This is a genomic window from Candidatus Trichorickettsia mobilis (genome assembly GCF_963422225.1).
Lineage (GTDB): Bacteria > Pseudomonadota > Alphaproteobacteria > Rickettsiales > Rickettsiaceae > Trichorickettsia > Trichorickettsia mobilis_B.
Genome location: NZ_OY728607.1, coordinates 1,591,404 through 1,617,690, shown reverse-complemented (window position 1 = coordinate 1,617,690; position 26,287 = coordinate 1,591,404). Strand labels below are relative to the sequence as shown.

At 33.3% G+C, this 26,287-nt stretch carries 28 protein-coding genes and 3 pseudogenes; 10 read left to right on the top strand and 21 right to left on the bottom strand.

Annotated features, from left to right (window positions below; genetic code table 11):
• The first annotated feature begins 1 nt into the window (after window position 1).
• The 3 genes from R2I74_RS07750 (at window position 2) to R2I74_RS07740 (ending at window position 3,583) form a co-directional block, all read left to right on the top strand.
• Entirely contained in the window at window positions 2-424 is a 423-nt protein-coding gene (locus R2I74_RS07750) for a DUF2497 domain-containing protein (protein ID WP_316355112.1), read from the top strand.
• Window positions 425-512: 88 nt separating this feature from the next.
• On the top strand, window positions 513-2,891 hold the full coding sequence (locus tag R2I74_RS07745; RefSeq protein WP_316355110.1) for an ankyrin repeat domain-containing protein: 2,379 nt from the start codon (window positions 513-515) through the stop codon (window positions 2,889-2,891).
• 77 nt (window positions 2,892-2,968) lie between these two features.
• Window positions 2,969-3,583 (top strand): hypothetical protein, encoded by a 615-nt coding sequence (locus R2I74_RS07740; RefSeq protein WP_316355108.1) that lies wholly within the window; start codon window positions 2,969-2,971, stop codon window positions 3,581-3,583.
• Between the two features lie 535 nt (window positions 3,584-4,118).
• Here R2I74_RS07740 and R2I74_RS07735 read toward each other — a convergent pair.
• The 5 genes from R2I74_RS07735 to R2I74_RS07715 all read right to left on the bottom strand — a co-directional run bounded on the left by R2I74_RS07735 (window position 4,119) and on the right by R2I74_RS07715 (window position 8,655).
• Window positions 4,119-4,382: a hypothetical protein gene (locus R2I74_RS07735; protein ID WP_316355106.1), complete on the bottom strand. Its 264-nt coding sequence runs from the start codon at window positions 4,380-4,382 to the stop codon at window positions 4,119-4,121.
• A gap of 32 nt (window positions 4,383-4,414) precedes the next feature.
• Window positions 4,415-4,726, bottom strand: coding sequence for a hypothetical protein (locus R2I74_RS07730; protein ID WP_316355104.1), 312 nt, complete (start codon window positions 4,724-4,726; stop codon window positions 4,415-4,417).
• Between the two features lie 460 nt (window positions 4,727-5,186).
• The gene (locus tag R2I74_RS07725) at window positions 5,187-5,714 is read right to left on the bottom strand and encodes a hypothetical protein (RefSeq protein ID WP_316355102.1); all 528 of its coding nucleotides are present in this window, start codon (window positions 5,712-5,714) and stop codon (window positions 5,187-5,189) included.
• 18 nt (window positions 5,715-5,732) lie between these two features.
• Complete coding sequence (locus R2I74_RS07720; protein WP_316355101.1) at window positions 5,733-6,758, bottom strand: hypothetical protein; 1,026 nt, start codon at window positions 6,756-6,758, stop codon at window positions 5,733-5,735.
• A gap of 97 nt (window positions 6,759-6,855) precedes the next feature.
• Window positions 6,856-8,655 carry an ABC-F family ATP-binding cassette domain-containing protein gene (locus R2I74_RS07715; protein WP_316355099.1) on the bottom strand — a complete coding sequence of 600 codons (1,800 nt, stop codon included), beginning with the start codon at window positions 8,653-8,655 and terminating at the stop codon, window positions 6,856-6,858.
• A 75-nt stretch (window positions 8,656-8,730) separates the two neighbouring features.
• Between R2I74_RS07715 and rpoN the strand changes: the two genes are divergently transcribed.
• Window positions 8,731-10,077 (top strand): RNA polymerase factor sigma-54, encoded by a 1,347-nt coding sequence (gene rpoN / locus R2I74_RS07710; RefSeq protein WP_316355098.1) that lies wholly within the window; start codon window positions 8,731-8,733, stop codon window positions 10,075-10,077.
• Window positions 10,078-10,342: 265 nt separating this feature from the next.
• Here rpoN and virB9 read toward each other — a convergent pair whose 3' ends face one another.
• From virB9 to R2I74_RS07680, 6 genes are all read right to left on the bottom strand, one after another.
• Entirely contained in the window at window positions 10,343-11,059 is a 717-nt protein-coding gene (virB9, locus tag R2I74_RS07705) for a P-type conjugative transfer protein VirB9 (RefSeq protein WP_394355863.1), read from the bottom strand.
• Between the two features lie 105 nt (window positions 11,060-11,164).
• Window positions 11,165-11,875 carry a VirB8/TrbF family protein gene (locus tag R2I74_RS07700; RefSeq protein ID WP_316355096.1) on the bottom strand — a complete coding sequence of 237 codons (711 nt, stop codon included), beginning with the start codon at window positions 11,873-11,875 and terminating at the stop codon, window positions 11,165-11,167.
• Window positions 11,876-12,424: 549 nt separating this feature from the next.
• Window positions 12,425-13,144 (bottom strand): ComF family protein, encoded by a 720-nt coding sequence (locus R2I74_RS07695; protein ID WP_316355094.1) that lies wholly within the window; start codon window positions 13,142-13,144, stop codon window positions 12,425-12,427.
• A 23-nt stretch (window positions 13,145-13,167) separates the two neighbouring features.
• The gene (locus R2I74_RS07690) at window positions 13,168-13,812 is read right to left on the bottom strand and encodes a winged helix-turn-helix domain-containing protein (protein WP_316355092.1); all 645 of its coding nucleotides are present in this window, start codon (window positions 13,810-13,812) and stop codon (window positions 13,168-13,170) included.
• Window positions 13,802-14,563 (bottom strand): oxygen-dependent tRNA uridine(34) hydroxylase TrhO, encoded by a 762-nt coding sequence (gene trhO / locus R2I74_RS07685; RefSeq protein ID WP_316355090.1) that lies wholly within the window; start codon window positions 14,561-14,563, stop codon window positions 13,802-13,804. Before trhO ends, R2I74_RS07690 begins: the two co-directional genes overlap by 11 nt.
• Window positions 14,564-14,626: 63 nt before the next feature.
• Window positions 14,627-15,937 carry an APC family permease gene (locus R2I74_RS07680; RefSeq protein ID WP_316355089.1) on the bottom strand — a complete coding sequence of 437 codons (1,311 nt, stop codon included), beginning with the start codon at window positions 15,935-15,937 and terminating at the stop codon, window positions 14,627-14,629.
• Window positions 15,938-16,315: 378 nt separating this feature from the next.
• Between R2I74_RS07680 and tatA the strand changes: the two genes are divergently transcribed.
• Window positions 16,316-16,483, top strand: coding sequence for a twin-arginine translocase TatA/TatE family subunit (gene tatA / locus R2I74_RS07675; RefSeq protein WP_316355088.1), 168 nt, complete (start codon window positions 16,316-16,318; stop codon window positions 16,481-16,483).
• On the opposite strand, the gene R2I74_RS07670 is transcribed toward tatA, so the two are convergent.
• The 7 genes and pseudogenes from R2I74_RS07670 to rpsB all read right to left on the bottom strand — a co-directional run bounded on the left by R2I74_RS07670 (window position 16,484) and on the right by rpsB (window position 21,107).
• Window positions 16,484-17,221 (bottom strand): HvfC/BufC family peptide modification chaperone, encoded by a 738-nt coding sequence (locus R2I74_RS07670; protein WP_316355087.1) that lies wholly within the window; start codon window positions 17,219-17,221, stop codon window positions 16,484-16,486.
• Entirely contained in the window at window positions 17,211-18,041 is an 831-nt protein-coding gene (gene bufB, locus R2I74_RS07665; RefSeq protein ID WP_316355085.1) for an MNIO family bufferin maturase, read from the bottom strand. Before bufB ends, R2I74_RS07670 begins: the two co-directional genes overlap by 11 nt.
• Before the next feature lie 18 nt (window positions 18,042-18,059).
• Entirely contained in the window at window positions 18,060-18,311 is a 252-nt protein-coding gene (locus tag R2I74_RS07660) for a BufA1 family periplasmic bufferin-type metallophore (RefSeq protein ID WP_316355083.1), read from the bottom strand.
• Between the two features lie 157 nt (window positions 18,312-18,468).
• A complete protein-coding gene (locus R2I74_RS07655) occupies window positions 18,469-18,792 on the bottom strand; it encodes a hypothetical protein (protein WP_316355081.1) in 324 nt (107 codons plus the stop codon).
• A 367-nt stretch (window positions 18,793-19,159) separates the two neighbouring features.
• Window positions 19,160-20,074, bottom strand: coding sequence for a translation elongation factor Ts (tsf, locus tag R2I74_RS07650; RefSeq protein WP_316355080.1), 915 nt, complete (start codon window positions 20,072-20,074; stop codon window positions 19,160-19,162).
• Window positions 20,075-20,107: 33 nt separating this feature from the next.
• A pseudogene (locus tag R2I74_RS08240) lies at window positions 20,108-20,217 on the bottom strand (DNA-3-methyladenine glycosylase); the annotation flags it as partial.
• An 11-nt stretch (window positions 20,218-20,228) separates the two neighbouring features.
• Window positions 20,229-21,107: a 30S ribosomal protein S2 gene (rpsB, locus tag R2I74_RS07645; protein WP_316355078.1), complete on the bottom strand. Its 879-nt coding sequence runs from the start codon at window positions 21,105-21,107 to the stop codon at window positions 20,229-20,231.
• A 546-nt stretch (window positions 21,108-21,653) separates the two neighbouring features.
• Here rpsB and R2I74_RS07640 point away from each other — a divergent pair.
• Complete coding sequence (locus R2I74_RS07640; protein WP_316355076.1) at window positions 21,654-22,586, top strand: IS91 family transposase; 933 nt, start codon at window positions 21,654-21,656, stop codon at window positions 22,584-22,586.
• Here R2I74_RS07640 and R2I74_RS07635 read toward each other — a convergent pair.
• Window positions 22,552-23,112, bottom strand: a complete 561-nt coding sequence (locus tag R2I74_RS07635; RefSeq protein ID WP_316353004.1) for an IS630 family transposase — start codon at window positions 23,110-23,112, stop codon at window positions 22,552-22,554. The two genes, R2I74_RS07640 and R2I74_RS07635, sit on opposite strands and share 35 nt — an antisense overlap.
• On the bottom strand, window positions 23,106-23,591 hold the full coding sequence (locus tag R2I74_RS07630; RefSeq protein WP_316353080.1) for a helix-turn-helix domain-containing protein: 486 nt from the start codon (window positions 23,589-23,591) through the stop codon (window positions 23,106-23,108). Before R2I74_RS07630 ends, R2I74_RS07635 begins: the two co-directional genes overlap by 7 nt.
• Window positions 23,592-23,770: 179 nt before the next feature.
• Between R2I74_RS07630 and R2I74_RS07625 the strand changes: the two genes are divergently transcribed.
• The 4 genes and pseudogenes from R2I74_RS07625 to R2I74_RS07610 all read left to right on the top strand — a co-directional run bounded on the left by R2I74_RS07625 (window position 23,771) and on the right by R2I74_RS07610 (window position 25,717).
• Window positions 23,771-23,914, top strand: coding sequence for a hypothetical protein (locus R2I74_RS07625; RefSeq protein WP_316355074.1), 144 nt, complete (start codon window positions 23,771-23,773; stop codon window positions 23,912-23,914).
• Window positions 23,915-24,167: 253 nt separating this feature from the next.
• Window positions 24,168-24,404: a hypothetical protein gene (locus R2I74_RS07620; RefSeq protein ID WP_316355071.1), complete on the top strand. Its 237-nt coding sequence runs from the start codon at window positions 24,168-24,170 to the stop codon at window positions 24,402-24,404.
• Window positions 24,394-25,223 (top strand): annotated as a pseudogene (locus tag R2I74_RS07615) (IS5 family transposase). The gene R2I74_RS07620 and the pseudogene R2I74_RS07615 overlap by 11 nt, the downstream one beginning before the upstream one ends.
• Complete coding sequence (locus R2I74_RS07610) at window positions 25,220-25,717, top strand: tetratricopeptide repeat protein (protein ID WP_316355067.1); 498 nt, start codon at window positions 25,220-25,222, stop codon at window positions 25,715-25,717. The pseudogene R2I74_RS07615 and the gene R2I74_RS07610 overlap by 4 nt, the downstream one beginning before the upstream one ends.
• Here the strand turns inward: R2I74_RS07610 and R2I74_RS07605 are convergent.
• Window positions 25,674-26,275, bottom strand: a pseudogene (locus tag R2I74_RS07605) (IS5 family transposase); the annotation flags it as partial. The gene R2I74_RS07610 and the pseudogene R2I74_RS07605 overlap by 44 nt on opposite strands.
• Window positions 26,276-26,287: the final 12 nt, after the last annotated feature.

The window sequence follows — 26,287 nt, the reverse complement described above, 5'->3', positions numbered from 1 at the left end:
TGTGAATAACAAGGAACAGAAGAACCATGGAATGTCGGTTGAAGAAATTATTAAATCAATTAGAGGAATAATTGATGATCATAATAATACCAATAAATTATCGACAGACGATGTATTGGAGTTAACTGAGGTAATAGACACCAAACGAGAAGAAACAGACACTACTATTCTAGAGTTAAATAATGATAAATTAATTTCAGAAAATTCAGCTCGTGATACGACTAATAGTTTCAAACAATTTGCTAAAACTGCCAAAGTGGCAGTACAAGAAAATAAAAGATCTAAAGTCACTACTATTGAAGAATTAGTTGTAGAAATGATGAGGCCACAGTTAAAAAAATGGTTAGATGAAAATTTGCCAAAGCTTGTACAAGAATTGGTAGAAAAAGAAATTAGGAGATTAATTCCTGATGATAAAGAATAAATTCTGTTCCACTTCAAAGTTTATTAAGCCACTTACTGTCATACTAGATATAAAAGCTATTGTGCTTATACAACTAATCATCTTGGTTATGATAATCAGTACTAATGCCATAGCTGGAGAAAGCTTAAAATTACCAGAATTACCTGCCCTACCTACCTTAGAAGAACAAAACAAAGATAAACAAAAGCAGGAAACTAATAAAATCACTGCTAACGCCCAACAAGATGATGCTCCTGGCTTTTTCAGAAAGATTACAAATTTTTTAGGAATTACCAGTAAAAAAACAAGTACTATTAGAGCTAAGTCCAGTAAAAAGAATACCGACGATCAAGAAGAACTAGTTGAGTTAGAACAGCCACCTACACCTTCTAATTCCGCAGTTAATAACAAACCTTTAACTACAGCTAAAGAAGAATTAAAAATTCCGTCTGTACCTTCTTTAGACTTACCAGCATTGCCACCATCAAATGACACCAATGCTCAACCACAACCGCAGTTACCGACAACCGATAATCAAAACAATCAGTCTTTGCCCAAAACTGAAATTACTAAATCCACCAATGTTCAGTCTCTACCTATACCCACTATGCCTAAGGATGTTCAAACTGATCAGCAACCAGCAATCACCAAGCCTGATGCAGGAGAATTGAAAGTTCCGTCCTTGCCACCTATAGACGACTTACCAGCATTGCCACCATCAAATGACACCAATGCTCAACCGCAGTTACCGACAATCGATAATCAAAACAATCAGTCTTTGCCCAAAACTGAAATTACTAAACCCACCAATGTTCAGTCTCTACCTATACCTACTATGCCTAAGGATGTTCAAACTGATCAGCAACCAGCAATCACCAAGCCTGATGCAGGAGAATTGAAAGTTCCGTCCTTGCCACCTATAGACGACTTACCAGCATTGCCACCATCAAATGACACCAATGCTCAACCGCAGTTACCGACAATCGATAATCAAAACAATCAGTCTTTGCCCAAAACTGAAATTACTAAATCCACCAATGTTCAGTCTCTACCTATACCTACTATGCCTAAGGATGTTCAAACTGATCAGCAACCAGCAACCGCTAAACCTGATGCAGGAGAATTAAAAATTCCGTCTGTACCTTCTTTAGACTTACCAGCATTGCCACAATCAAATGACACCAATGCTCAACCACAACCGCAGTTACCGACAACCGATAATCAAAACAATCAGTCTTTGCCCAAAACTGAAATTACTAAATCCACCAATGTTCAGTCTCTACCTATACCTACTATGCCTAAGGATGTTCAAACTGATCAGCAACCAGCAACCGCTAAACCTAATGCAGGAGAATTGAAAGTTCCGTCCTTACCACCTATAGACGACTTACCTTCATTGCCACAATCAAATGACACCAATGCTCAACCACAACCGCAGTTACCGACAACCGATAATCAAAACAATCAGTCTTTGCCCAAAACTGAAATTACTAAATCCACCGATGTTCAGTCTCTACCTATACCCACTATGCCTAAGGATGTTCAAACTGATCAGCAACCAGCAATCACCAAGCCTGATGCAGGAGAATTGAAAATTCCATCTTTGCCGCCATTAAGTGACAACGCGGCAGCGTTGACAGCTCAACCACCAACAACAGAACAAGCTAAAGATAATCCTACTGCAACAACTGCAGAACCATCAAATGTACAACCACCATCTTCTTCTGTGAATACAACAACTACAGCTCTACCTGCAACAAATAACATAGCTAATGAGAATGACGAATTACAATCTCCTCCTCCGCTTACCACTGATAAGTCTAAATCAGCACGCAATACAATTCTAGGTTGGTTTAAGAGCAAAGATAAGGAAATCTATCAAACACCAGCGCCTCAACAAACTCAACTATTGGATAAGAAACCAATAATTATTGAAAAAATTGTGATAGATGACCAAGAGCTGACCCTCGAGCAAAGTAAATTTGTTAATGATGAAGCGATGGTATTATTATTGCCAAATGATGATATAGTCCTGGGTGAACTTTCTGAAGAAGCAAAAATACTATTTATGGATCTTTATAGCTATTCGATGTTATTGAAGCAAATTCAAGATAAAAATAATCGTACTATTCAGAGAGAATCGATAGATAATTTCATACTCAATTATGATAGTTACTTTAATGCTACTCCCGTACTAACTATTGATGACGCTCGTAATGACGCATTTAATAATCTTAAGAATAATAATTTATTTGTTTTAAGAGCTTTATTAGATAATTATCATGTTTTACAAAATACTGATGAAAATGGTAATACCCTATTGCATAGAACTACAGAATTAGATAGCTATTCTTTGACTAAATTTTTATTAATGCGTGGTATTAATATTCAAGCACTAAATACTTATGGTCAAACCGCCTTAACTATAGCCGAAGAACAACAAAATGATGATATATTAAGGTTAATAAGAAAAAGTGGAGCAAGATAAATAAATTAATTTTAATTGGAATTTTATGAAATTATGTATATTATTTAGTTAATGACGTCATTAACTAAAGGTAGGTTATGAAAAAAATTTATACAGAAGAATCTAAAACTCCACCTAAAGCTTCACCATTAAATTCTCCAAAAAATAAAGAAGATAAGCAAATTTCATTAGAAAAAAAACTACTTCCACAAGAAGTTGTAGTAATAAGCAATCAACCCCCAAAAAAACAACTTGGAGAAAAAATTTATGATCAGAAGCTAGTAAGTAATATCCAAACGAATCCTCAAGAAGCTAAAGTTAATTATTTAGAAGCAAAAAAATTATATGTTGAGATTGGTCAGGATATACATACCTCAACTATTAGCATGCAAAATATGAAAAATCAGTTAATAAACTGTACATTTCAACGTCAGTTGGGACAAATATCAGACGAACAAGCTCAAGGCATCATATATGGAATATTACCAGATAGCGTTGCAGGAATCGAGTTGCTGAACACAACTGCAGAAAAATTAGAAACTCTTGAAACATTATGCTCGAAATTAAATTCACTTGCTGGAGGAGATATGCCTGAATATAATATCGCTCAATTTAGCATTGAATACACAAAATCAAGTATTAAAGAATTACAAAATTGTTTTCAGGAAAATTTGAATATTGTCGACGAGATGGATAATAAATTACAAAAGTAGATTATGGGCTTTTTTTGTTGGATAAATCAAAGCCCGACAGAACTAACTAAAATTCTTGGAAATTTTATAACATTTATTTAATATAATTAATATTTAGATAACATTATGAAAGAAATAAGGTCTTCAGAAAACCGCATAAAATAGCTGAAGCTGCTTTAGCAATAATACAACAAACGACTAAAAAACCTTTTGTATAACTCCAAAAGATATAGTGCAATTGTTCTTAGGTATGGCTATAGCAAGATACAAATATCCAAAAACTTGACTTTAAATTATGCTAAATTTGCTCCACCAGGAGCTTTTAATTTAAAAAATGATATTTTTTTCTCAGGTCACGTCTACCTTTTTTAGATACGGTAAGACAAATTGCTTGAACTAGTTCTCACTCAAAGCCGTAAGAATCTTATTGTACTGCCTTTTTCCTTTCATTTACTTTGTATGCCGTTCATAATTAATAAATTATACACTATACTCTTATGCCCTTTATAATATTGAAGGTTTGATTAAGAATTCTTGTGAATTTTAAAACTTGTAATCAGTTGTCAGAATGGAAATCAGAATAGCCTAAACCTTTAACATCTTCTTTAGCTTCCTCGTTGTCCTTATTTGTCTCTAATTTGCTAGTATCTGCCACAATATTCATATTATTACCATTATCTTTAAGTGGAGCAGTTTTGGGAACACAAACGTTTGTATAGATATCTTTAATCTTTTTTGTGCATTCTGAGTATCTAGCTTCAGCATTATATAACCATAATTTAGATTCAAGAACTTTAGCTTGATCTTCTTCAACAAACACTAAATTTTCATGTTCTTTTTTGATTCCTTTAATTACATTGCTTGCTTGTATAAATTTACTAAAAAGCTCCCCAGCACTTCAACTCTAGCTTTCCCAGTAACTAAATCATTGTTAAATTTATTAATTTCTTTATATATTGTTTTACTCAACTGCGTCTCATAAGGATCTTTTGCAGCAAAATAAAAAGCATCTTGTACTACCTTAGTAAAATCTTGAAGCTTTGGCGCCGATTTCGGCTGTTCCTCTGTTGTATCATTTCCAGAAAAGTTGTTAATCTTAATCTGTTTCTGTTGTTGATATTTTTTAGAGTCTGAAAAAGTATTATTATTATTGTTTTTAGACATTAGAAAGCCTCATTCTTATTTATGTAAACCCATTATCTAATTAAAAAATATTATTAAGTCAAGTATTTTGAAAAAAATTAATAGCTTATATTAGAACTTTAACCTAGCTTTGCTATGAATACGCGAGTTGCCAATTAAAACAGCTGTAACTCCCGTTTCTACGTCATCGCGAGGGAGCTGGCCTCTGTGGTGTTTAAAAAGTATTTTAATTGGCAACTCGCGTTATGAATGGTTAAAAAGTAATTGTATATTTTTTCAACTACTCTATCTGATTACTATATACACCAATGTCATTCCCAGCAGCAGCAGGAATCCAGAAAATCTACAAGATTTTTACTCAGCTTAAGATTTAAGTAAACGTTCACGAAGTTTAAAAAATCGCGAACGTTTACATTTAATTGATACAATTTTTAAACACTATCCGCAATAAAGTAATCATGTTCCAACACTCTTAGCTTGTTTACTGATCGTGCATACTACTATCCTCACCAGCAATCTCGACTCCGCTTGGAGTTTCATCAACAAATAAGTGAAATAAATTATACACATTAAATACGTGTTCTATATCACCTGCTGTCATCTTTTTAAAATACTGACTATAATGATCATAAACATATTTAAATTCATTTTGGCTTATTTCTTCGTCTTGCTTAATATTATTAAATGCTACTTTTTTGCTTAATTTCATCTGATATTTTTTATTTGCTTTCGTTGTAGAGTGCACATTTTCTGCTGGCTGGCTTTGAACCTCTTGTTTCTTATCATTATTTAATTTAATAAATTTCTGGTTTGGTTTGTAGTAGCACTCATCTTCTGATTCTAAAAATGAAGATCGTTCTACACTACCACCCGATTTATCGTTTACCACTTTTACTACTTCATCTCTAAAACACTTTATCCCCTCTTTAATCTCTTGGTAATCAACTGAGAATATTTTGCGTGTTGTGACTTTCTTTCCTGATAAGGTAGATTCTTCTTGTTGACGCATTAATTCTTTATGATTATTTTAGAGTATTAAAATGTCGCCATGGTTATTATGATTATATTGGCCACAATTTACTTCTGTTGAATCGTTTACTATATCATCTTCTATATTTATTCCTTTTAATTTCTCAAGTTGTTGTTGCAAGAGTTTTTCCTTTGCTTTCAAAGCATTTTTTCTAATGCGGTTCGAAGGAATAAATAACTGATTTAATAGATCATGTTTTTCCTGCAACTTAACTAAACCCGGGGCAAACATTTCTCTATTATTATACTCTTGCATATCACTAGATAGCTGACGCTCTAAAATCAAGCCTTTTGCTGGTTTATATCCATCTTGATTTTGTGCCGTTACCACCTGCTTTCCTTTCTGATTTCTATATAATATTCCTGAATATGAGCTAGAAGAGTAATGATTACCTTTGATTTGTTGCTCACAAGAATAACATGAAGCAATGGACTTACCTATAAACGGTTCTTCTTCTCCACCATCTCCAAGCGCATTAATTATTGTTACTTCTGGATGGCTAGTATGATCCTTTAGTATTTTAGAATTTATTACCTTATTTATCGCAGCAAAATGGTGAGCAAGCTTTAAAATATCGTTATACACCATTTGTTCAATAAGTTTTCTTTTAGGAGAAAATTCTTGAAATAGCTCGAATATAATACCAGATTTAAAATCTTCCGATTTTTTACTGCTTATGGCTGCTATTAACAAATTAATACCATTTATGATACCGTTAATCGTGGAATCCACAAAATTTATTTTATTCTTTACAACCGCTTGATCTCTATTAGCTTTAGCTTCACTACTAATTTCTGGTAACTTATATGCTAAATATAAGCTATCATCCTTGAACACCGATGCTACAGCCGTAATACCAGTAGCATACGGATGTTTGAAAGCAGAATCATGGGAATTAAAATCAAAGAATCTTACAATAACCCGACAAAATGAGTCTGGAAATCTTTCTGCATATTTAAAATTACTAGATAAATCTTCAAGTTCATGAACTATTTGTCCATATTTAGCTTTTCTCAGCTTCATTTTGTTTACTGTTGTTAAATAAATACACGTTATCTATTAGCAGTTACAAGAAGAAATGTCAATATATTTGGTATAAAACCTTAAGATCTTTACGCATTTACTTAAGACTTTTTTGTATTTCTTCAATATTTATCCATTCATTAATCAAATCATCTAATTTCAACTGTGAATATTCTAGTTTTTTAGTTAAAACATAAAATCTATCTGGATTGACTAGATATAAATTATGATCACTTAATTGAGCTTCCAATGATTTGATGGCTTGCTCTACAGTTTCTACTTCTAAAGGTATAGTTTCAAGCAATCGTTGATGCTTATATGATAATTTAACAGAAGGTTTGTTAGTCGTTGTTTCAACTTTGGCCAGCGATGATTTTGTAGGTTTAGAACTAATTTTTGGCAAGGCTAACCGCTGATAATCTTCATAGCCACCAACAATATCAATTATTTGTTCTCTAGAAAAAATTAGGCTACGAGTCACCAATTTATCTAAAAAATCACGATCATGACTTACCATAATCAAGGTACCCTCGTAATCACTAAGAATTTCAAGTAACATCTCCAAACTATCCATATCCAAATCATTTGTTGGCTCATCCATAATTAATAAGTTCCCTGGCCTAGCTAGAATTTTAGCCAGTAGCAATCTACTAGCCTCACCTCCGGATAAAGTCGCAACTTTTGCATTTAATAAAGCAGAGTCAAACATAAATCTTTTTAAATATCCAGCAACATGCATCGTACTGCCATTGGTTAGAAAAATTTGATCACCACCAGTAGGGCACAAAGTTTGCCATAAACTGAGCGATGGATTAAGTGGAGTTTTATGCTGATCAAGATATGAAATTTCTAAATTAGTACCATGGATTATTTTACCAGTTTGCGGCAATAATTGTTTAGTCAATAACTTAATAAAGGTGGATTTACCGGAGCCATTTGCACCGATAATCCCTATTTTCTCGCCCTTCTTTACTTGAAAACTAAAATTATTAATTATTTTCTTATGCTCAAAGGCAAATGATACTGCAGCTGCCTCGACAATAAATCTATTTTTTTTAACCTCCTCTGCCATGATCGCGGTTAATCTTTGTTTGGCTATACTTAATTTCAAGGTTTGTTGTTTTAAATTTTCTCGTAAATTTTTAAGATCGGCTAATCTTTTTTGATTTCTTTTTCGCCTAGCAGTAACCCCAGCGTTTAACCAATCATTTTCAACTTCAAGCTTACGATTTAACTTTCTAAGCACCGCCTCTTCTTGTCGCATCACTACTTCTTGCCATTCTTCAAAATACTTAAAACCTTGATCCGATTTACGCAAAACACCGCGATCAATCCACCAAATTTTATTAGTGACATTAGACAGATATGCACGATCATGGCTGATACAGATTACGATACCCTGATATGCTCTTACAAAATCTTCTAACCACTCTATAGTAGTTATATCCAGATGATTAGTTGGTTCATCAAGCAATAATATATCCGGCTTTAATACTAACACCTTAGCTAAATACGCTCTTCTAAGTTGCCCACCAGAACAATTTGATAAATTTAAATTGCCATCAATTAATAATTTATCAAGTATAATATCTGCCTGATATCTTTGACCATCTGGGTCATCAAGCTCACTTAGAACAAAATCATAAATGCTATAATCCAAATTTGTTTTAATATCCTGCGTTAAGTAACCAATTTTTATAGTAGAATCTTTGAAAATCTCTCCAGAATCCAGTTCATAATCACCGAATATCACTTTCATTAAACTTGATTTACCACAGCCATTACGACCAATTAAACAAATTTTATCTCCTGGATATAAGTATATTTCGAGATCTGAAAATATAATTTTGTCTGCAAAATTTAAATTTCCCTGTTTTATGTAATAAGCAATCGTCATATTGATTAATTTTTTATAACTTTTCTAAAATTGTGATATAATAAGAATTTAATAAACTTTTAACTATGCAATTCTATGAGCAAACTGTTCCAACATACTGAACTTAGACAAACTCTTAAAATCACCACCAGTATGCAGCAAAGTATTGCTATGCTGCAAATGTCTGGTTTAGAGCTAAATAATTATGCAATCCAGGAATTAGCTAAAAATCCTTTCCTTGAAGATAATACTGTATATGAAGAACCAACTCAGCAAGATTCTATAGCAAAAAATACTGATTATAATGACAATAAACAACAACGGGATTCAGAATTTGACTTCTTGTCAAATATTGCAGCCGAGAAAACTTTGCGAGAATATATTCTTGAACAAATCAACATTGAAGTTAACAACCCTAAAGAACGTATTATTGCCTATCATTTATTAGATTCATTACAACCCAGTGGCTATATTGTATTTGATATTGCTGCTCTTGCTCAAACCTTAAAATGCAAGATCTCGCTTATCGATGAAGTATTATACAAATTACAAAAATTTGATCCACCTGGCATTTTTGCTCGTAACTTGAAAGAGTGTTTAAAACTTCAATTAGATGAGCAAGATGACGATAATAATAAAGCTCTCATTTTAATTGATAATTTAGAATTACTAGCCAAGGGTGAGATTAAGCAATTAGAAAAAATTTGTGATGTTGATAATTACACTTTACATAAACTAATTGCAAAAATTAAAAAGCTAAATCCAAAACCCGGCAATGGTTTTAACACTGAACAAATAATATATAGAACTCCAGATGTTATTCTAACTTTTGACGAGAATGGTCTGCCTCAAATAGAAATTAATCTTGAGTCTATGCCAAAATTGCGTTTAAATCACGAATTATCATTAAAAATTAAATTAGATATAAATAATGAATCTGATAAACTATTTACCAAACAAGAACTAAACTCGGCAACTTCTATCCTTAGAGCAATTGAAATGCGAGCCAAAACTATCTTAAAAGTTGCCGCTGCCGTAGTAGCAGAACAAATTAACTTCTTTAATAAAGGAGTAATGTATTTTAAACCACTAACTCTAGCTATGATTGCTGAAATTACTAGTTTAAACGAAAGCACTATTAGTCGTTCAATAGCAAATAAATATATCTCTACTCCAGAAGGTATTTATGAATTAAAATACTTCTTTTCGTCAGCTTTATCTGGAACAAAAACTACCGGCACTACAGTATCAAGTACTAAGGTTAAAGAGTTGATCAAACAAATTATTAATAGCGAAAATCAGGAATGTATTTTATCAGATGATGAAATTGCTGCAGAATTACAAAAATTTAATATAAAAATTGCACGGCGTACAGTAGCAAAATACCGTGAGTCCATGGAATTACCAACTTCAGCTATTCGTAAAAAGCAATTTAATAACTAAATTGTGCGAACAACCAACATCATTGCAAGGAGTCTTACGGCTGGATTGCTTCGTCACCTGACGGGTTCCTCGCAATGACGGAGTTTAGCTCAGACGACTTTTTCTAAAAACTGTGAACGCTTACAAACTTGCGCATCGCAGATAGACGAAGGGCAAAATTAGAGAAGTGCTAGGAATTCTGAAGTCGAGCACCGTAGCCTTAATACGCGAGGAGCGCAGATCTTCAAGAATGACGACGCAATTCTCAATTTTCACCGAGTATATCTTATGTTGGTTTAAATGCTTCATTGAATATACATACCACTTTCTTACCATGACGCACTGATAATTTTTGAAATACATGCTCAATAATTATCAAACTTTTATTATCAGTTGATAGGCGATAATTTACCATTGATTCTCTTAATTCTTCATCTACAGCAAAAATAGCCGGTAAATCAGCATTTTTATCTCTAAATTGCAAATAGGTAAATTCTCCATCATCAAAGATTCTAATTGGAGCGATCTCTTCTTGGCCACTTATTGAATAATTAAAATTATACTTTTCAGGATGCGTCAAATCAGGTCCCACAGATGCAGTAGAATAATTTCGTATATGTTCTTCTTCTTCTTCATCGGGATATATAAATCTTAAATTGAATACCATTTCTGGATCTCTAATATCATTGGCCTCCTCAGCATATAACTCAAATAAATAAGTTCTTTTATTAGTAATCAAAGTCATATTTGTAGTAGCATCTGTTTCTATTGGTTTGATAAAAATCCTATTACCAGCTGGCACTACTTGCCATCCCGTAGTATCGCCCATTGAGATACTCACTACTTCTTCTTCCTTGGCTAATTCTATACTGGCCTGATAGTTATAATACCCTGTAAACTTAAAAACATCATCAGGATTATATACCATTACCCTGATGCGACTATCTACCGGTGTAGGTCTAGATTCTCTAATCGCAAAGCTCGTTTCATGACAAATCAGCATCGACAAGATTGATATGTATACTGATTTCGTCGCACTAACTCGTAGATGAAACAAAATATGGCAGTTTAAAATTAGTATAATTAAATTTTTTATTTTATGCATGATTCATTTCTGCTGTTTATCAACTAACTGTTTAAGTCTATAATTAGTTACAATAAAGTTAAATTTAGTTTCTGAAGGAACTGATATATCAATATCGTCAATATCAAAACCCACTATTGCTTCCCAAGTCTTATTCTCTACCACATCACCACCGGCACTTTTAGCTAAGCTCTCAAAAGTAATCGTTATTTCATTGTTATCTGTATATTTTGATGACAATATCTTTACCACTGAACGTCTTACTTCTCTTTGATAACGCAAAATCGGTGATTCTAAATTATCAATATTCATCGCATTATAAAATTTTCTATAAGTTAATCTATTGGAAGTATTTTTAACAAACGTAAATTGTTGTTGCAACATATTGTAATCATATTTTTCACGTTGCAGCACATAACCTTGCACCATAATATCTGCAATCGAAGCTAAAGGATCATCTGCAATATAATCAGCACGAGTGATTTTCGCTGAGCTCTGAGAAGCATCACGAACATTTAAAGAATACCGCACCTGTTCTGCTAGAGGAAATAATGATGATACATTTACAGCGATTCCAATAAACAATAAACAAAAAGTAGAAGTACACACAAACATCATTGATCTTTGCGGAAATGGCTTTAAATATTTTTCCTTATACCATTTTCTAGCTGATATAAAGTACTCACCAGATTTGATATACTCCTGTATAGAACCTAATACTGGATCTGTTTTCATATAATTTGAATCTTTATTCTATAAATCCACAAAACATTTCAAAATCATATCATAACTAAAATATTATATTGGCAGTTATTTAGTTGTTAGCAGATAAATCCAACTAAAAATTCACACTTTGTTGCCATAGATACATAGAAATCATCAGAACTCTATATAATCCATAAATAAATAAAGGATTTTTCAGAAAAAACCTTGTATTTAAGTTTACATACACAATCTAAGAGCCCATACGGTGTCAAGTTAAAGAAAAAGAGACACAGAGCTGTCATTATCATTGCGAGACCACGATAGTGGTCGTGGCAATCCAGTTAAATAGTTCGTTTCACTTTCTGGATTGCTTCGCCTTCGGCTCGCAATGACGAGTTATATCGTCTCTTTTCCTTAAACTTAACGCATATGATCTAAGAGCCTGTCAGATTAGTAGACATAAGAGAAGAATTTTTAAGAAAAACGAAGTCGAGTACCACAAGCAGTCTTTTGTTTGTTTCAGAACGAAGACGAGTTTTGACAACAAAATTACCTCTTAGATGCGCGTGTCAGACAGACCTAAGTTCTTGCTATAGTAATTACGTAAACACACTGTGCTCCATTACTCTTCAACAACCTACTACACTCTTTAATAGTGCTGCCAGTAGTCAGCACATCATCTACCAACAAAATATTTTTACCTTTAAAATGTTTTTGATTAAATTTAATACTACCATGAATATTGTGCATTCTAGCTTTTTTTGATAAAGCGGTTTGTGACTTAGTCCACTTATCCTTAATCAACAAACGATAATCCAATGGTTTATTGATAATTATTTTTAACTCCTGGGCTAGTATATGAGATTGATTATACATACGAAATAATCGTTTAAATTTATGCATTGGTACCGGAACTATTAAATCAATATTTACTAATTCTGATTTATATCGGTAATATAACATTTTGGCTAAAACTTTTGCCATATCAGTTTTATCATAATATTTAAAAGCATGGATTATTTTACTGCTATGTGCATCAAATATAAATAAACTACGTACCCAATCATATGGAGATTTTGTATTAATACATCGACCACACAACATATTATCAAAAATAGAGACATTAAGTTGGCAACCACAAATACAACAATATGGTTTGGCAATAAAATTTAATTTTTTCCAGCAATCAGGACAGAACCCCTGTGCGGTAATGGTTAATTCAGCACAAGATAGACAACGAGGAGGTAAGATATAATCAATAATAAAACGGCAGCATAACCAAATAGACTTTAGGATCATGGTAATTTGAATTGTTATTGACTCTATTCAATATTTGTAATAGCTAACCTGTAATAATTTTCTTTATATTGCAATAAATTGGCAGGGAGTTTTTGTTTTAAACGATGTAAATGCGCTTCTATAGTACTTGAATCAGATTCTGGATGATACTGCCAGATATTTTTCAGCAAATCCTCTTTATTGATTTGATAATTATCGGCCTTGATCATCGCCGCAATTACCTCATTCTCTTTCTCAGTTAATTTACATTTAATTTGATTATCAACAATAGTGGCACATTGCTGATCATATATCCATTGATTATTAATACAGCAAAAAATTTGTTGCCTTGCTCTATTATTAATTACTAATTCTAGTAGGTGAGATAGACGACATGGTAAACTAAATTTGACTTGTTCATTAGACCCCTTCCAAAACTCTACTTCCGCATTGTGATTAAAAATTACCGTAGTTTTTATACGGAACCTATTAAACGAATTACTATAATCTCCATCAACAATTAATAGGTCTATTTTTTTATATTGCTCAATTTCATCAATATTATTTAAAAACACAGATTCTATGTTTAAATTTTGATATGATGATAATTGATCCTGAATTGTATCCCAAATTAATGGAATTGGACTGACGACAATTTCTACTCTCTTAATACAAGTGCTATTTATCACGCTCTAACCACAATTCCCTGGTTCCTTCTGCTGGGGTCAGGTCACTCGCTACCATCCTTCGATCATCAAAAACAAAACACTCGCCTTGCCATAAATTATTTTTATTTTGTGTATCTTCAAGATATTGCAATATACCACCTTTGAGATGATACACTTCATTAAACCCCAATCGCTGTAAATAAGCAGTAGATTTTTCACATCTGATACCACCAGTACAATACATCGCAATTTTTTTATCAGCCAACAAAGAAATGTTTTTATCTACCCATTCAGGAAATTCCTTAAATGTTGCTGTTTTCGGATCTATTGCTCCATTAAAACTGCCAACAGCAACTTCATAATCATTTCTGGTATCAATAGTAATTACATCTTCCAGGCAGATAAACTTATCCCAATCCCTAGGTTCGACATACTTACCTTTTAAGCTATGCACATCAAGCTCTTCTACATTCATTGCAATAATTTCAGCTTTAATTTTAACTTTTAATTTCTGAAACGGATGTTTATCGCTATAGTTTATTTTAACATTTATTTCATTGGCTGCGGTTAATTTGATAATTTCATCCACTAATAATTTAACATTTTCATAACTACCAGAAACTGAACCATTAACTCCCTCTGTTGCTATTAAAATAGTCCCCTTTAATAATTTCTTCTTACCTACCAGCAAAATCTTTGGCAATAAAATTTCAGGATTACTAATATTAACAAAACTATAAAAACTTAAAATTGCGATTCTAGCACTATTCATATCTATTCTTCAGCTTAATGTTTTATTTACATCCACCCTCTTATGTATTTTATAAATTATTTATCAAATTTTGTCACCCGAAAACTCAGTAGCCTTACCATTACTATACCATGATAAATATAGTGGTATACCACTAACAGTAAATAGACTTGCGATCATCAATGTAGTAATTGGGGTCTCATAAATTACCCAAAGCGAAAATATAACCGCAACTAAAGCCGTAAGTAACTTAAATAAACTTCTATGTTCGCTATTGGTCAATAAAAATTTAACTAGCCCTACAGCACAAACAAGATAGACAAATAAGAAAGAAGTGGTAGAGAAATTAATCATCGCCGTTACTTGTTGTACCATCGATTTATTAGCGGTCAATATTAACAATATTATAATCCCTATTGTGCTGATAGTAATAGCAAATACTGGCGCGCCATTAACATTCTTTTTTGCAAAGATTTTAGGTAGAAAACCACTTTCGGCTAACCCTAAAGCAATTTGACCACTTACTAAAGTCCAAGCATTCAAAGTTCCTATGCATACCATGGAAGAAATTATTGATATTAACAAATGCCATTGCCCCCCAAAAACATGACGCGCAGCATCAACATATGGTGATCTTGAATGCATTAAATCACTGCCTTTTATCAATCCCATAATACTCAACACATTAGTAAAATAGAGAAAAGCTACAGCTAATGTTCCAGCAATTACTGCTCTTGGTATAATTTTTCCAGGGTTAGAAACAGAGCCCGCTGCCGTAGTCGCAGATTCAAGTCCGACAAACCCCCATATAGTTAATAAAACAATCTTTGCACAATTTGTAGAATTGCTATCATCCTTCACTGAACTATCAATAACAAAGTTATCTAGATTAAAGTAAAATAATGCTCCAATTGGAATAATTATTAGTGGTAAGATTTTGAATGCCACTAATATTAGTTCGACTGCTCCAGCTGCTTGCACTCCCCTAAAGTTGAGACCAGTAATAATCAGCAATAATAATATTTCTAATCCAAGACATATAAATTGATTGTTTATCTCAATCAACGGCAATAAATATCCCATAGCCTCTACTACTACAGCAGTTGAGCTAATCCATGAAACTAACCAGTAGGTCCAGCCAATAAAAAAAGCAGCATTTCTGCCAAATATACGCTCTACATATACATGAGGCCCACCAGTCTCAGGAAAATATCGACAAAGATTGGCAAATACCATCGCTAAAGATAATACACCGACAATCGAAAAAGCCCAACTAACTATGCTCAGAAACCCAAAAGGAGCCAAATTAGTAGGTAAGATTAAAATACCGGTACCAATCTGGCTACCAGTAACCAAGGCAAATACTGCCCAAAAACCAAGTTTATTATTCGACATATAAAACCAATTACATAAAAATTATTATTTACTTCTTTAATTTCATGATAAGCACATATTACTTGTTATTATACAGCCTTATATAGCGCCTATATAACAACAACTAAATATATAAAACAAAGAATTGACTAAAATGGATATAACAAAGATACAACGCCCCTACCTTGAGGCTTTCGAAGAGATATTGATTTAATGAGAAAATGCGATATCATATTATTTCTTAATGACTTAAAAGATTTGTACCATATTTCATTATAATAAGCAAGATATTTAGGCATTGCGTACAAAATTATTATCATTTCAAATTGTTTGGTGGATTAATTTACTAAACCACGTTATGGTTATAAGTGCTTTAATTTTTATGCTAGGTATTCGTATATGGGGATGAGCTTAAGCCATTTATTAATAATTTTACTAATAATACTCGTATTGTTTGGAGCCGGAAAATTACCACAAGTAATGTCTGATTTAGGAAGAGGCCTTAAAGCTTTTAAAGATGGTATGCAAAGTGATAATGATAAAAAACAAAATGACGATAATATATAATTAAGTTTCTTTTTGATAAAATATTTCACTTACTAATTTGTGTTTAAAGCAAAAATTTAATATTTGCTTTAACTCAAACTGCAAATCGTACATCAATGCTATCTCTGTTGCTGCTAATATATTTTTGTTTTGCTGTACAGCTTTGAGCCAATGATACTGGCCTATATTTATAGATCTCAGTACAGCTTTAAATTGTTTAGGATAGCTTATTAGACCTTGAGTCTCAAGATCTATTTCGTTTGCTACAGTTTTATCTTCTGCCATTGCTTCCCATAATTGATATGCTGCTCTGGATACTTGCACTAGATTGACGGCTTTATTTAAGATAAAACATAGTCTATCTAAATCTTCTACTATGACATTGATTGCTTGAGAAGAATCAAGCATATCAGTTGCATAATTAGTCACTGTATTAAATATCATCAAATCAATACTAGCTAAATCACTAGCTAAAGCTAAATCATTTTCTTTCAAAAAAGTAGGAAATAAGTCACCATATTCATCCAGGTTACCAATAGCTGATTGATGTAGGAAAATATATTTAAAAGCTAATTTAGTAAACTTATCTTGTAAATATTTAGCTGTATTAGTAAATTTGTTTTTAAGTGCTATTGTTAATTTAGCAAAATAATTTGCTTTGTAAATATCAAGCCCCGTCAACGGCACCGCCACAAAATTAACCGCTTCTTGATCACAAATAAAATTTTTAAAATTAATCTGCCAATCTCTAAGCAACATATTCTTTGATGATAGCATTTACTTTCTCTGCTTGATCAATTAACTCCTGTAAAACTGGAATATCTTGATCCTGTTCAAATATAACCGGACGTACACCATAATTCTTAATGAAATACTCAAATAATACCAACACAACCTCAGCGATTGCACCATTATGGCTATCAATTAATAATCCTTTAGCAGATTGACTAAAACCAGCTAAATGTATTTCATATATTGCATCGGTATTAATCTGAGCAAGATATTCTTCTGCTACGAATGAAAGATTATGACTACTAATATATAAGTTACTTATATCCAGTAAAATACCACAATCAGTTTTTTCTACCAGTTGATTAAGAAAATCATATTCTGGGATTGTAGATTCTGGAAATTTAACATATAAAGCAGGATTTTCAATTAGAATTCGTTGCCCTAAATAATCTTGTACTTGCTGCACCTTGTCACACAAAAGCTGCAAAGAATCTGAACAATATGGCAGTGGCAACAAATCATGTAAAAATACGCCTTCAACTGAACTCCACGCTAAATGCTCTGAAATTAGTACCGGCTTATACAGACTTATTAAATTTTTTAATTTTTTTAAATGATTGCTATCTAAACGATCAGTAGAACCAAGAGATAATCCAACAGAATGAAAGCTAACAGGATAATGAGTGGTTATTATTTCTAGAACATGATGAACATAATTGCTTGAGGTAAAAAAATTTTCACTATGCACCTCAAGCCATGGAATAGGTGGCATCAAAGCAGTGACTATATCATAGTGAACATCCCGTAACCCTACACCACAAGCATTTGGAACAATAGCATTTCTCATTTAGGTATATCTAGAGAATTATTTGCTTTCTACTGAGCCACCAACTTCTTTACAGGATCCACTGGCAACATACATCCACTCGGAGCAATCAAAATCTTTAGTAGCCAGTCCAGCACAACTATGTGACTTATTAGCGCAATCATTACGACCAGCTTTTGCTATGCAGTAACATTTTTCCTGTGGTATATCGTCATTATCTTGCGCTGCAATATCAGCAATATTAAGACTTAAAACACCAGCAACAAGTATTATACTTAATTTATCACGCATTTTATTAGACCTCTTGCATAACTAATCTGGTTTATAATTTTGTCGTCATAATTTGACTCAAGACGCAACACACACATAGAACACTTGTGATCCTCCCCTGCATTTTTGTCTAAAAAATTCCGTAACCTTCTAGGTTATGCAAGAGGTCTATTATAATTTATTTAAAATTATTAATAATCGGAGTGGTAGTATTACTATTACTATTATGGTGAGCATTCTTATTGGCAGATTCTATGCAATTAAAAAAAGCATGACGCTCTTTTGATACCCAACCTGTTTCATTAGTCCTGACATACTGAGCATCTTTATTTATAGACGAACAAAATTGCTGAGCTAATCCGGTTGCTTCATATAAATCATTATCTGAATAATCCACTACGACACTAGCCGGAGTAAAACTAATCATTTTAGGATGCGATCTTCCACTACAAGCTACAAGTGTTAAACAACACAATAAAGTAATAAATATATTTTTATTCATAATAATTACCCTCTAATTAAATTTATTTTGTTGTAAGCGTTCACAGTTTTTAGAAAAAGTCGTCATAGATTTTGTTAAAAATCGAAACAATCCAGTCTTTATAAGATACGCTCCTTACTCGAGATACAACGAGAGTGTTAAATGAACTGTGTCAATTGAAAATAAGGTTCGTCATTGCGAGACCATTTATGGTCGAAGCAATCCAGTTAATATGCTATATGAGTTTTTTCTGGATTGCTTCGGCTACGCCTCGCAATGACGACTTGACACAGTTCAGCGAACTCTCTCGATACAACTGGATCACTACGGAGTTAATAGCTCCGTGGTGATGACGTCTCTTGTATATGAACACTTGTGTACGCAATGCTTACTTCATCACTGCTGCAACTTCATCTGCAAAATTTTTATCTTCCTGCTCTATACCTTCCCCAACTTCATAACGAACAAAATTGGTAATAGTTAATTCAGCACCTAAATCTTTTGCAGCATTCGCCAGTACCTCAGAAATTTTTAATTTGCCATCAATAACAAACACTTGATCCACTAGAACTACTTCTTCAAAAAACTTGCGAATTCTACCTTCAATCATTTTTTCAATAATATTATCTGGTTTACCAGAAGCTCGAGATTGTTCAAAGAAAATATCACGTTCACGTTGTATTAACGCAGGATCTAAATCAGATTGGTTTAATGCTTGTGGTTTTAATGCCGCAATATGCATTGCTATCTGTTTACCCAATGCTTTAAGTTTAGTTTTATCAGCTGCTTTTGACTCCAAACCCACTATTACCGCTATTTTGCCGAGCCCTTCAACCACACTATTATGAACATAAGAAGCAACAACTCCATCTTGGACTTTTACCACATTCATTCGTCGTAAATTGATATTTTCACCAATAGTAGAAATGTTCTCTATAATTTCATCAGCTACTGACTTGCCGCTTGGCATAGAAGCCACTTTCAATGATTCCAAATTATCGCACTGCACAGCTAACTCGCCAATTGCTTTCACTAAATGTTGAAATTTTTCGTTACGACCAACAAAATCAGTTTCCGAATTAACTTCCACTACTGCTCCTGTGTTGCCTACAACTACAGCAGCAGCCAGCCCCTCAGCCGCTATCCTTTCAGCTTTTTTAGCAGCAGCAGCTAGTCCTTTTGTTCTTAACCAATCTATTGCTGCTTCAAAATCTCCATTTGTTTCCAACAGAGCTTTTTTGCAATCCATCATCCCAGCACCGGTCTTTTCTCTTAAATCTTTTACAAGTGATGCACTAATCATTTTACTCTCTCAACTTAATTTATAATCTGTGTATACCTGCGATACTTCAAGATTTGGTGCATCAAACTTCGGGATTCGCATGTCCTCACGTATAAGAGCTACGGATGCTCACCGCTTGTTTTCCTAGCAACTTTTGAAGTATCTTGGTAAATCCTTAGTCTTGCTTATTATCAGCCTGCAACCCTATTTCAAACTCTTCTGCAGTTTTAGTTTCTACATCTACAGCAGTAGCTTTGGAGATTCTTTTTGGTTGCTTGAATTTAGTAATACCACTAATATTTTTAGTTGTCATTTCTGAAGAATCCATTGCTCCAATATCGACACCACTAGCCACAAGAGCATCCTCAACTCCTGCAAGCACCGCTTTTGCAAATAGCTGACAATATAACCTAATAGATCTCATAGCATCATCATTTCCTGGAATAGGAAATTGAATAGCGTCTGGATCAGAATTAGTATCAACCACCGCTACCATTGGAATTTCAAGCTTAACCGCCTCTTTTACCGCCAAATGTTCTTTGTTGGTATCAATTACTACTAACAAATCAGGTCTATCATGCAAATTACGAATTCCACCCAAGGACTTAATTAATTTGTCTTTTTTGCGAGTAATCTCCAAAGTTTCTTTTTTGGTATACCCAGCAGCTTCCTCTTCGTTGTTCAAAATTTTCTCAAGATTATCTAGCTTCTTTATAGAACGAGAAATAGTGCCCCAATTAGTTAACATTCCACCAAGCCACCTATGATTAACATAATATTGCCCACATTTTTCTGCATATTCAGCAACAATATCGCTTGCTTGAACTTTAGTACTTACGAATAAAACTTTGCCACCATTTTTCACTGTTTCATAAATTACATTAAGTGCTATCGGAATAAGAGCCGCTGTCTGTTGTAAATTAATAATATGAATATCGTCCTTTATACCGTAAATATACGGCGCCATTTTTGGATTCCAACGAGCTGTTTTATGGCCAAAATGAACTCCGGCATCAAGTAATTCCGCAATGCTAACAACTGGTAGCTTTGACATTATATCTCCTTAAAAATTTAAATGTTAGTTATTGAGTAGTTTAAAACATTGGATTTCAAACTATCTCCCGCCGCAGAATCTTAAGCTCCCAGAGCACCTCTCTGGACTAACATATATACTGCGTGTGAATTTATTTACTTTCAAGACATGCTCTAAGTAAAAGTTTGAAAATTATAACTGAGATCTAAATATTTTCAAGTTAAAATGTCAGAACCTTGGTTTTACTTAACCTAAGCGCTAAAGTTAAATCAAAACTTAAAATCACCTCCTTATAGTTGCATTTTATAATTGCAACAACATTTAATTTATATTATATTGACAATTTTTTAGATATTATAGGTATTATTACGAAAGAAAATGATTTTTCCATTACTCAAACATTACTTACTGCTGATAGACACAAGATAAGCCACCTATCGGTGGCAGCTTAGCTTTTTACATCTCTTGCCAACTTCTGTTATCAAAGGTAATATGCAAGTCATTACAAATAATCAGAGTAAAAGATGGAAATAATCGGTAAAGGAATCTCTATAAAACATATTTTTCTTGATCGGGGTAATTGGCGTCGATTTCACTGAAAAATATAGCGAGCTGAGGTATGGTATTATCTTTAACGTTACTAAAGTTATATTGTGCGGAACGAAATATTTAGGATTTAAGAGTTATAGCTGCCCTACATGTGATCACGGTAAATCAGTAGTATTTAGTTGTAAAGGTAGATTTTGTTCTCGTTGCGGTAAGAAGCAAACAGATCAATGGATAAGTAAAGCTACCAATGTTCTACCAAAGACACGTTGGCAGCACATTACATTTACAATGCCCGACTCATTATGGCCAATATTTTGGCTTAATCGCAATCTGTTTGGATTAATTTCTGCTGTTGCCGCCGGAATTATTAAGGAAATAGCAACAAAGAAAAAGATTGTAGTCGCTATATTTACTGCCCTGCACACCTTCGGTAGAGATTTAAAACGTAATGTTCATATCCATTTATCGGTTACTTGCGGCGGTATAGATAGCAAGGGTAATTGGCGTAAATTATTTTTCCCTGCCGAGCCTATTAAAAAAATGTGGAGACATAGAATTCTTGAGTTATTTCGCTCAGAATACGCCTCAAGTAATTTGAAATTACCGTCGAAATATCAAAATGATGGCGATTTTAACAACTGGATGATCGGCCTATATGAAATCAGTTGGTATGTTTATTTGCAAAAACCATCAGACGATCATAAACGCAACATAAACTATTTAGGGCGATATATAAAACGACCTCCTATTTCTGAGGCAAGAATAGAGGAATATGATGGACTGCAAGTAACGTTTAGATTTCTTGACCACTACAATAACACGATTGATCACGTCACAATGCCTGTACTGCAGTTTATATCTAGCCTGATTATGCACATACCCGATCGTTATTTTCGAATAATACCGATTGCAATAATTAACACGGTGTATTTATCCAGTCTCTATACATAATTGATTTTACTAAATCTACATTCTGAGCAAGTTGATTCCAAGCGTAACAAGCCATAGTGACAATATCTTCATATGCACCGTAACATTGGTTAGACAAGAAATGATTTTTGATCCACTCCCAAACTTGTTCCATTGCATTAAGTTCTGGTGCATAAGGCGGAAGCGGTATCAAAGTGATATTGCTTGGAACAGTTAGTTTTTTGGCTGTGTGCCAACCTGCATTATCCATTAGTAAAGCTATATGTCGGTTGCTTTGAGTAGTGAGAGAAAGGTCTTCTAAGAATTTATTCATTGCCCGTGTGTTGGCATATGGTAAAATTAATGCAAAAGATTCTCCCGTATCATGGCAAGCAGCTCCGTAAATGTATGTTGAAATGAATTGCTGTTGCCGAACTTTACGGGGTCTAGTGCCGCGTTTAGCCCATATACGAGTTAAGCTACCTTGTTGCCCAACTCGAGTTTCATCCTGAGACCATATATCAACGTTACATCTATCGATATTTTTTGGTAATAATTCTGTTAACATGTCTGGGAAGTTTTTTTATATGTATTTTGAGTCTCTTGATTTGACTTTGGATGCATTGAACGAGAAGTAATCCAGCTAAAACCAAGGCGATGCATAGTATTGTAGACTGTTTTTAAAGCGCATTTAGCGCCATATTCCTCAAGCAACATGTTATGTAGCTCCTTTGCGGTTATATACCCGCCAGTTTCACTTTCACTGAGCATATTGATTTTATCAAAAAGAGCAGATTCTTGTAGAGTGTTAATCTTCCTAGGAGCGCCGCTTCTTTGTGATTCAAATAAACCTTCAAAACCATGATTTCTAAATCTTCTGAGCCATGATTGCACGGTTTTCCAGTGCAACTTCACTATTGCAGATATGGCTTTAAAAGATTTGCCTAATTGAAGGTGATACATCGCCAATAAACGTATGCGATTCCGACCATGCGGCTCATGTTTCATCATTTTTATAAAATCATGATCATGAAAACCTAGCGGCAATATTAACTTAGCTATTTGAGTACCTTTTATCCGTTAAAAATCCATTTTAGGCCACCGCGTTAATTATTGCAATTGGTATAATAAGGTACTACGGCTTTTTATCTAACAGAACTAGAGGAATACAACTACCTATTGTATATAAGGCGATAAACCAAATTATACCTAAGAAAATCAAGTCATTGAACTGGAGATTAATGATTTGGTTAAACTTTAAAAAAGATCCGTTATCTTGTCCAAACTGTAATCAATTTATGAGCCTGAGACAGGTTTATTACGGTTTATCTCCACCCTTGTTATTAGTGAAGATCAATGAATTATTGTGAACGCCTCGGTGATATTCATATGGTGAACCGTTGCTTCACGCCACGTTAATATAATTTTAAAAAATTGGCCTATTTTGAGATAGATTTTAAGAGAAGATTTTTATACAAGTGTCAATAATTTCTAATATCACAATTTAACAACCAAATTTTTAAAGAAAATTTTAAAATTTTCAAAAAAATATTTTTGGTAAAATTTTTGAAATTCCTATACTAAAAAATAGTACTAACCTACGCACCGTATCAGCAAGCTGGTGTGTTTGTATATCTATATGACGGTAATAAAGTTGATGGTATCAAACCAGAAAATTGTCCAAAAATGTTAAGAGATATAAATAGTGTAGAAATGTTTATATCTTATATCACTGCTGCAAAATATTATGGCAAAACCAATATTTTCAATGATGGCTGTAGTATATTAGACCTCTTTCGAAACTGGACTAAATATGTTATAAAGTCGAATTTACTTAATTTAGAACTATATGAGATATAAAAATTTAAGCATTTTATCGGAAGAGCATTTTAGAAGATTAACAGGGGTAAGAAATAGTACATTTGAAAAGATGGTAGGGATTTTAAAGACAGAGAAACAAATAAATAGGAGGTACCAAGGTGGCAGAAGAGCTAGTCTTAGTATGGAAGACAGCCTATTAATGACACTTGAATATTTAAGGGAATACCGTACCTATTTTCATATAGCTAAGAATTATGGAGTTAGCGAAAGCAGTGCATTTAAAACAATTCGTTTTGTTGAAGACACTCTAATAAAACATCCGGATTTTGCTCTTCCAGGTAAGAAGGCTCTAGTTAAAAGCGGTATGGAGTATGAATTAGTTTTAATAGATGCTACAGAAAGCCCTATAGAGCGACCCCAAAAAAACAGAAATACTATTACTCAGGTAAAAAGAAAAGACATACGTTAAAGACTCAAATAGTAGTAGATAAGAAAAGCAAACGAGTCATATGCACTTCTTTTTCCAATGGTAAGCGTCATGATTTTAAATTATTTAAAGAATCAAGAACCCATATACTGCCTGAGGTTAAAGTGATTACTGATACTGGTTATCAAGGCTTACAGAAGATTCATACAAATTCTGAGCTACCAAAGAAAAAGAGTAAAAAGAATGCTTTAACTAAAGAAGATAAGAAAAATAATAGAAGTTTAGCAAGTGACAGAGTATTAAATGAAAATGTTATCGGTGATAAATTATGTTAAAGCGTTTTAAAATAATTGCATCGAAATAGACGCAAAAGATTTGGTCTTAGGTTCAATTTAATTGCTGGTTTATATAATTGGGAGCTTGGTAAATGAGTTTCGAAAGAGGTCTATTATATCTTGAACCATTTCTCCATGCCGGTGTTACCAACCTTATCAACAAAGGTGCATTCGAATCACAAGATCCAGAATTTTGGTGTAAGCAAGGCAAAATCTTTTATAATTCAGCTAAGTACAACGAGGTACTTAACTGCTGCAACAAGGCAATTATACTAGATCCTAATTGTTTTGAAGCCTGGCACATTCAATCTTGTGTCTACCATCATCACTTAAATATGCTCATAGAAGCACTTGACTGCTACAATAATGCAATCGCGTCTTATTCTCAAATTTTAAAAGATGAACAAGTCGCTACCATGCTTTACCATAATAAAGGTGACATCTTAAAGCGCTTAGGTAATACAGAAGAGGCATTAGTCTGTTTCACTCAGGCAATCAATATATATCCCTGGGCTCATATAAATTATATTAGACCTCTTTCGAAACTCATTTACCAAGATCCCAATTATATAAACCAGCAATTAAATTGAACCTAAGACCAAATCTTTTGCGTCTATTTCGATATTTATCAGCAATTATTTTAAAACGCTTTAACATACCTATAACATTTTCATTTAATACTCTGTCACTTGCTAAACTTCTATTATTTTTCTTATCTTCTTTGGTTAAAGCATTCTTTTTACTCTTTTTCTTTGGTAGCTCAGAATTTGTATGAATCTTCTGTAAGCCTTGATAACCAGTATCAGTAATCACTTTAACCTCAGGCAGTATATGGGTTCTTGATTCTTTAAATAATTTAAAATCATGACGCTTACCATTGGAAAAAGAAGTGCATATGACTCGTTTGCTTTTCTTATCTACTACTATTTGAGTCTTTAACGTATGTCTTTTCTTTTTACCTGAGTAATAGTATTTCTGTTTTTTTGGGGTCGCTCTATAGGGCTTTCTGTAGCATCTATTAAAACTAATTCATACTCCATACCGCTTTTAACTAGAGCCTTCTTACCTGGAAGAGCAAAATCCGGATGTTTTATTAGAGTGTCTTCAACAAAACGAATTGTTTTAAATGCACTGCTTTCGCTAACCCCATCAGGACTTCC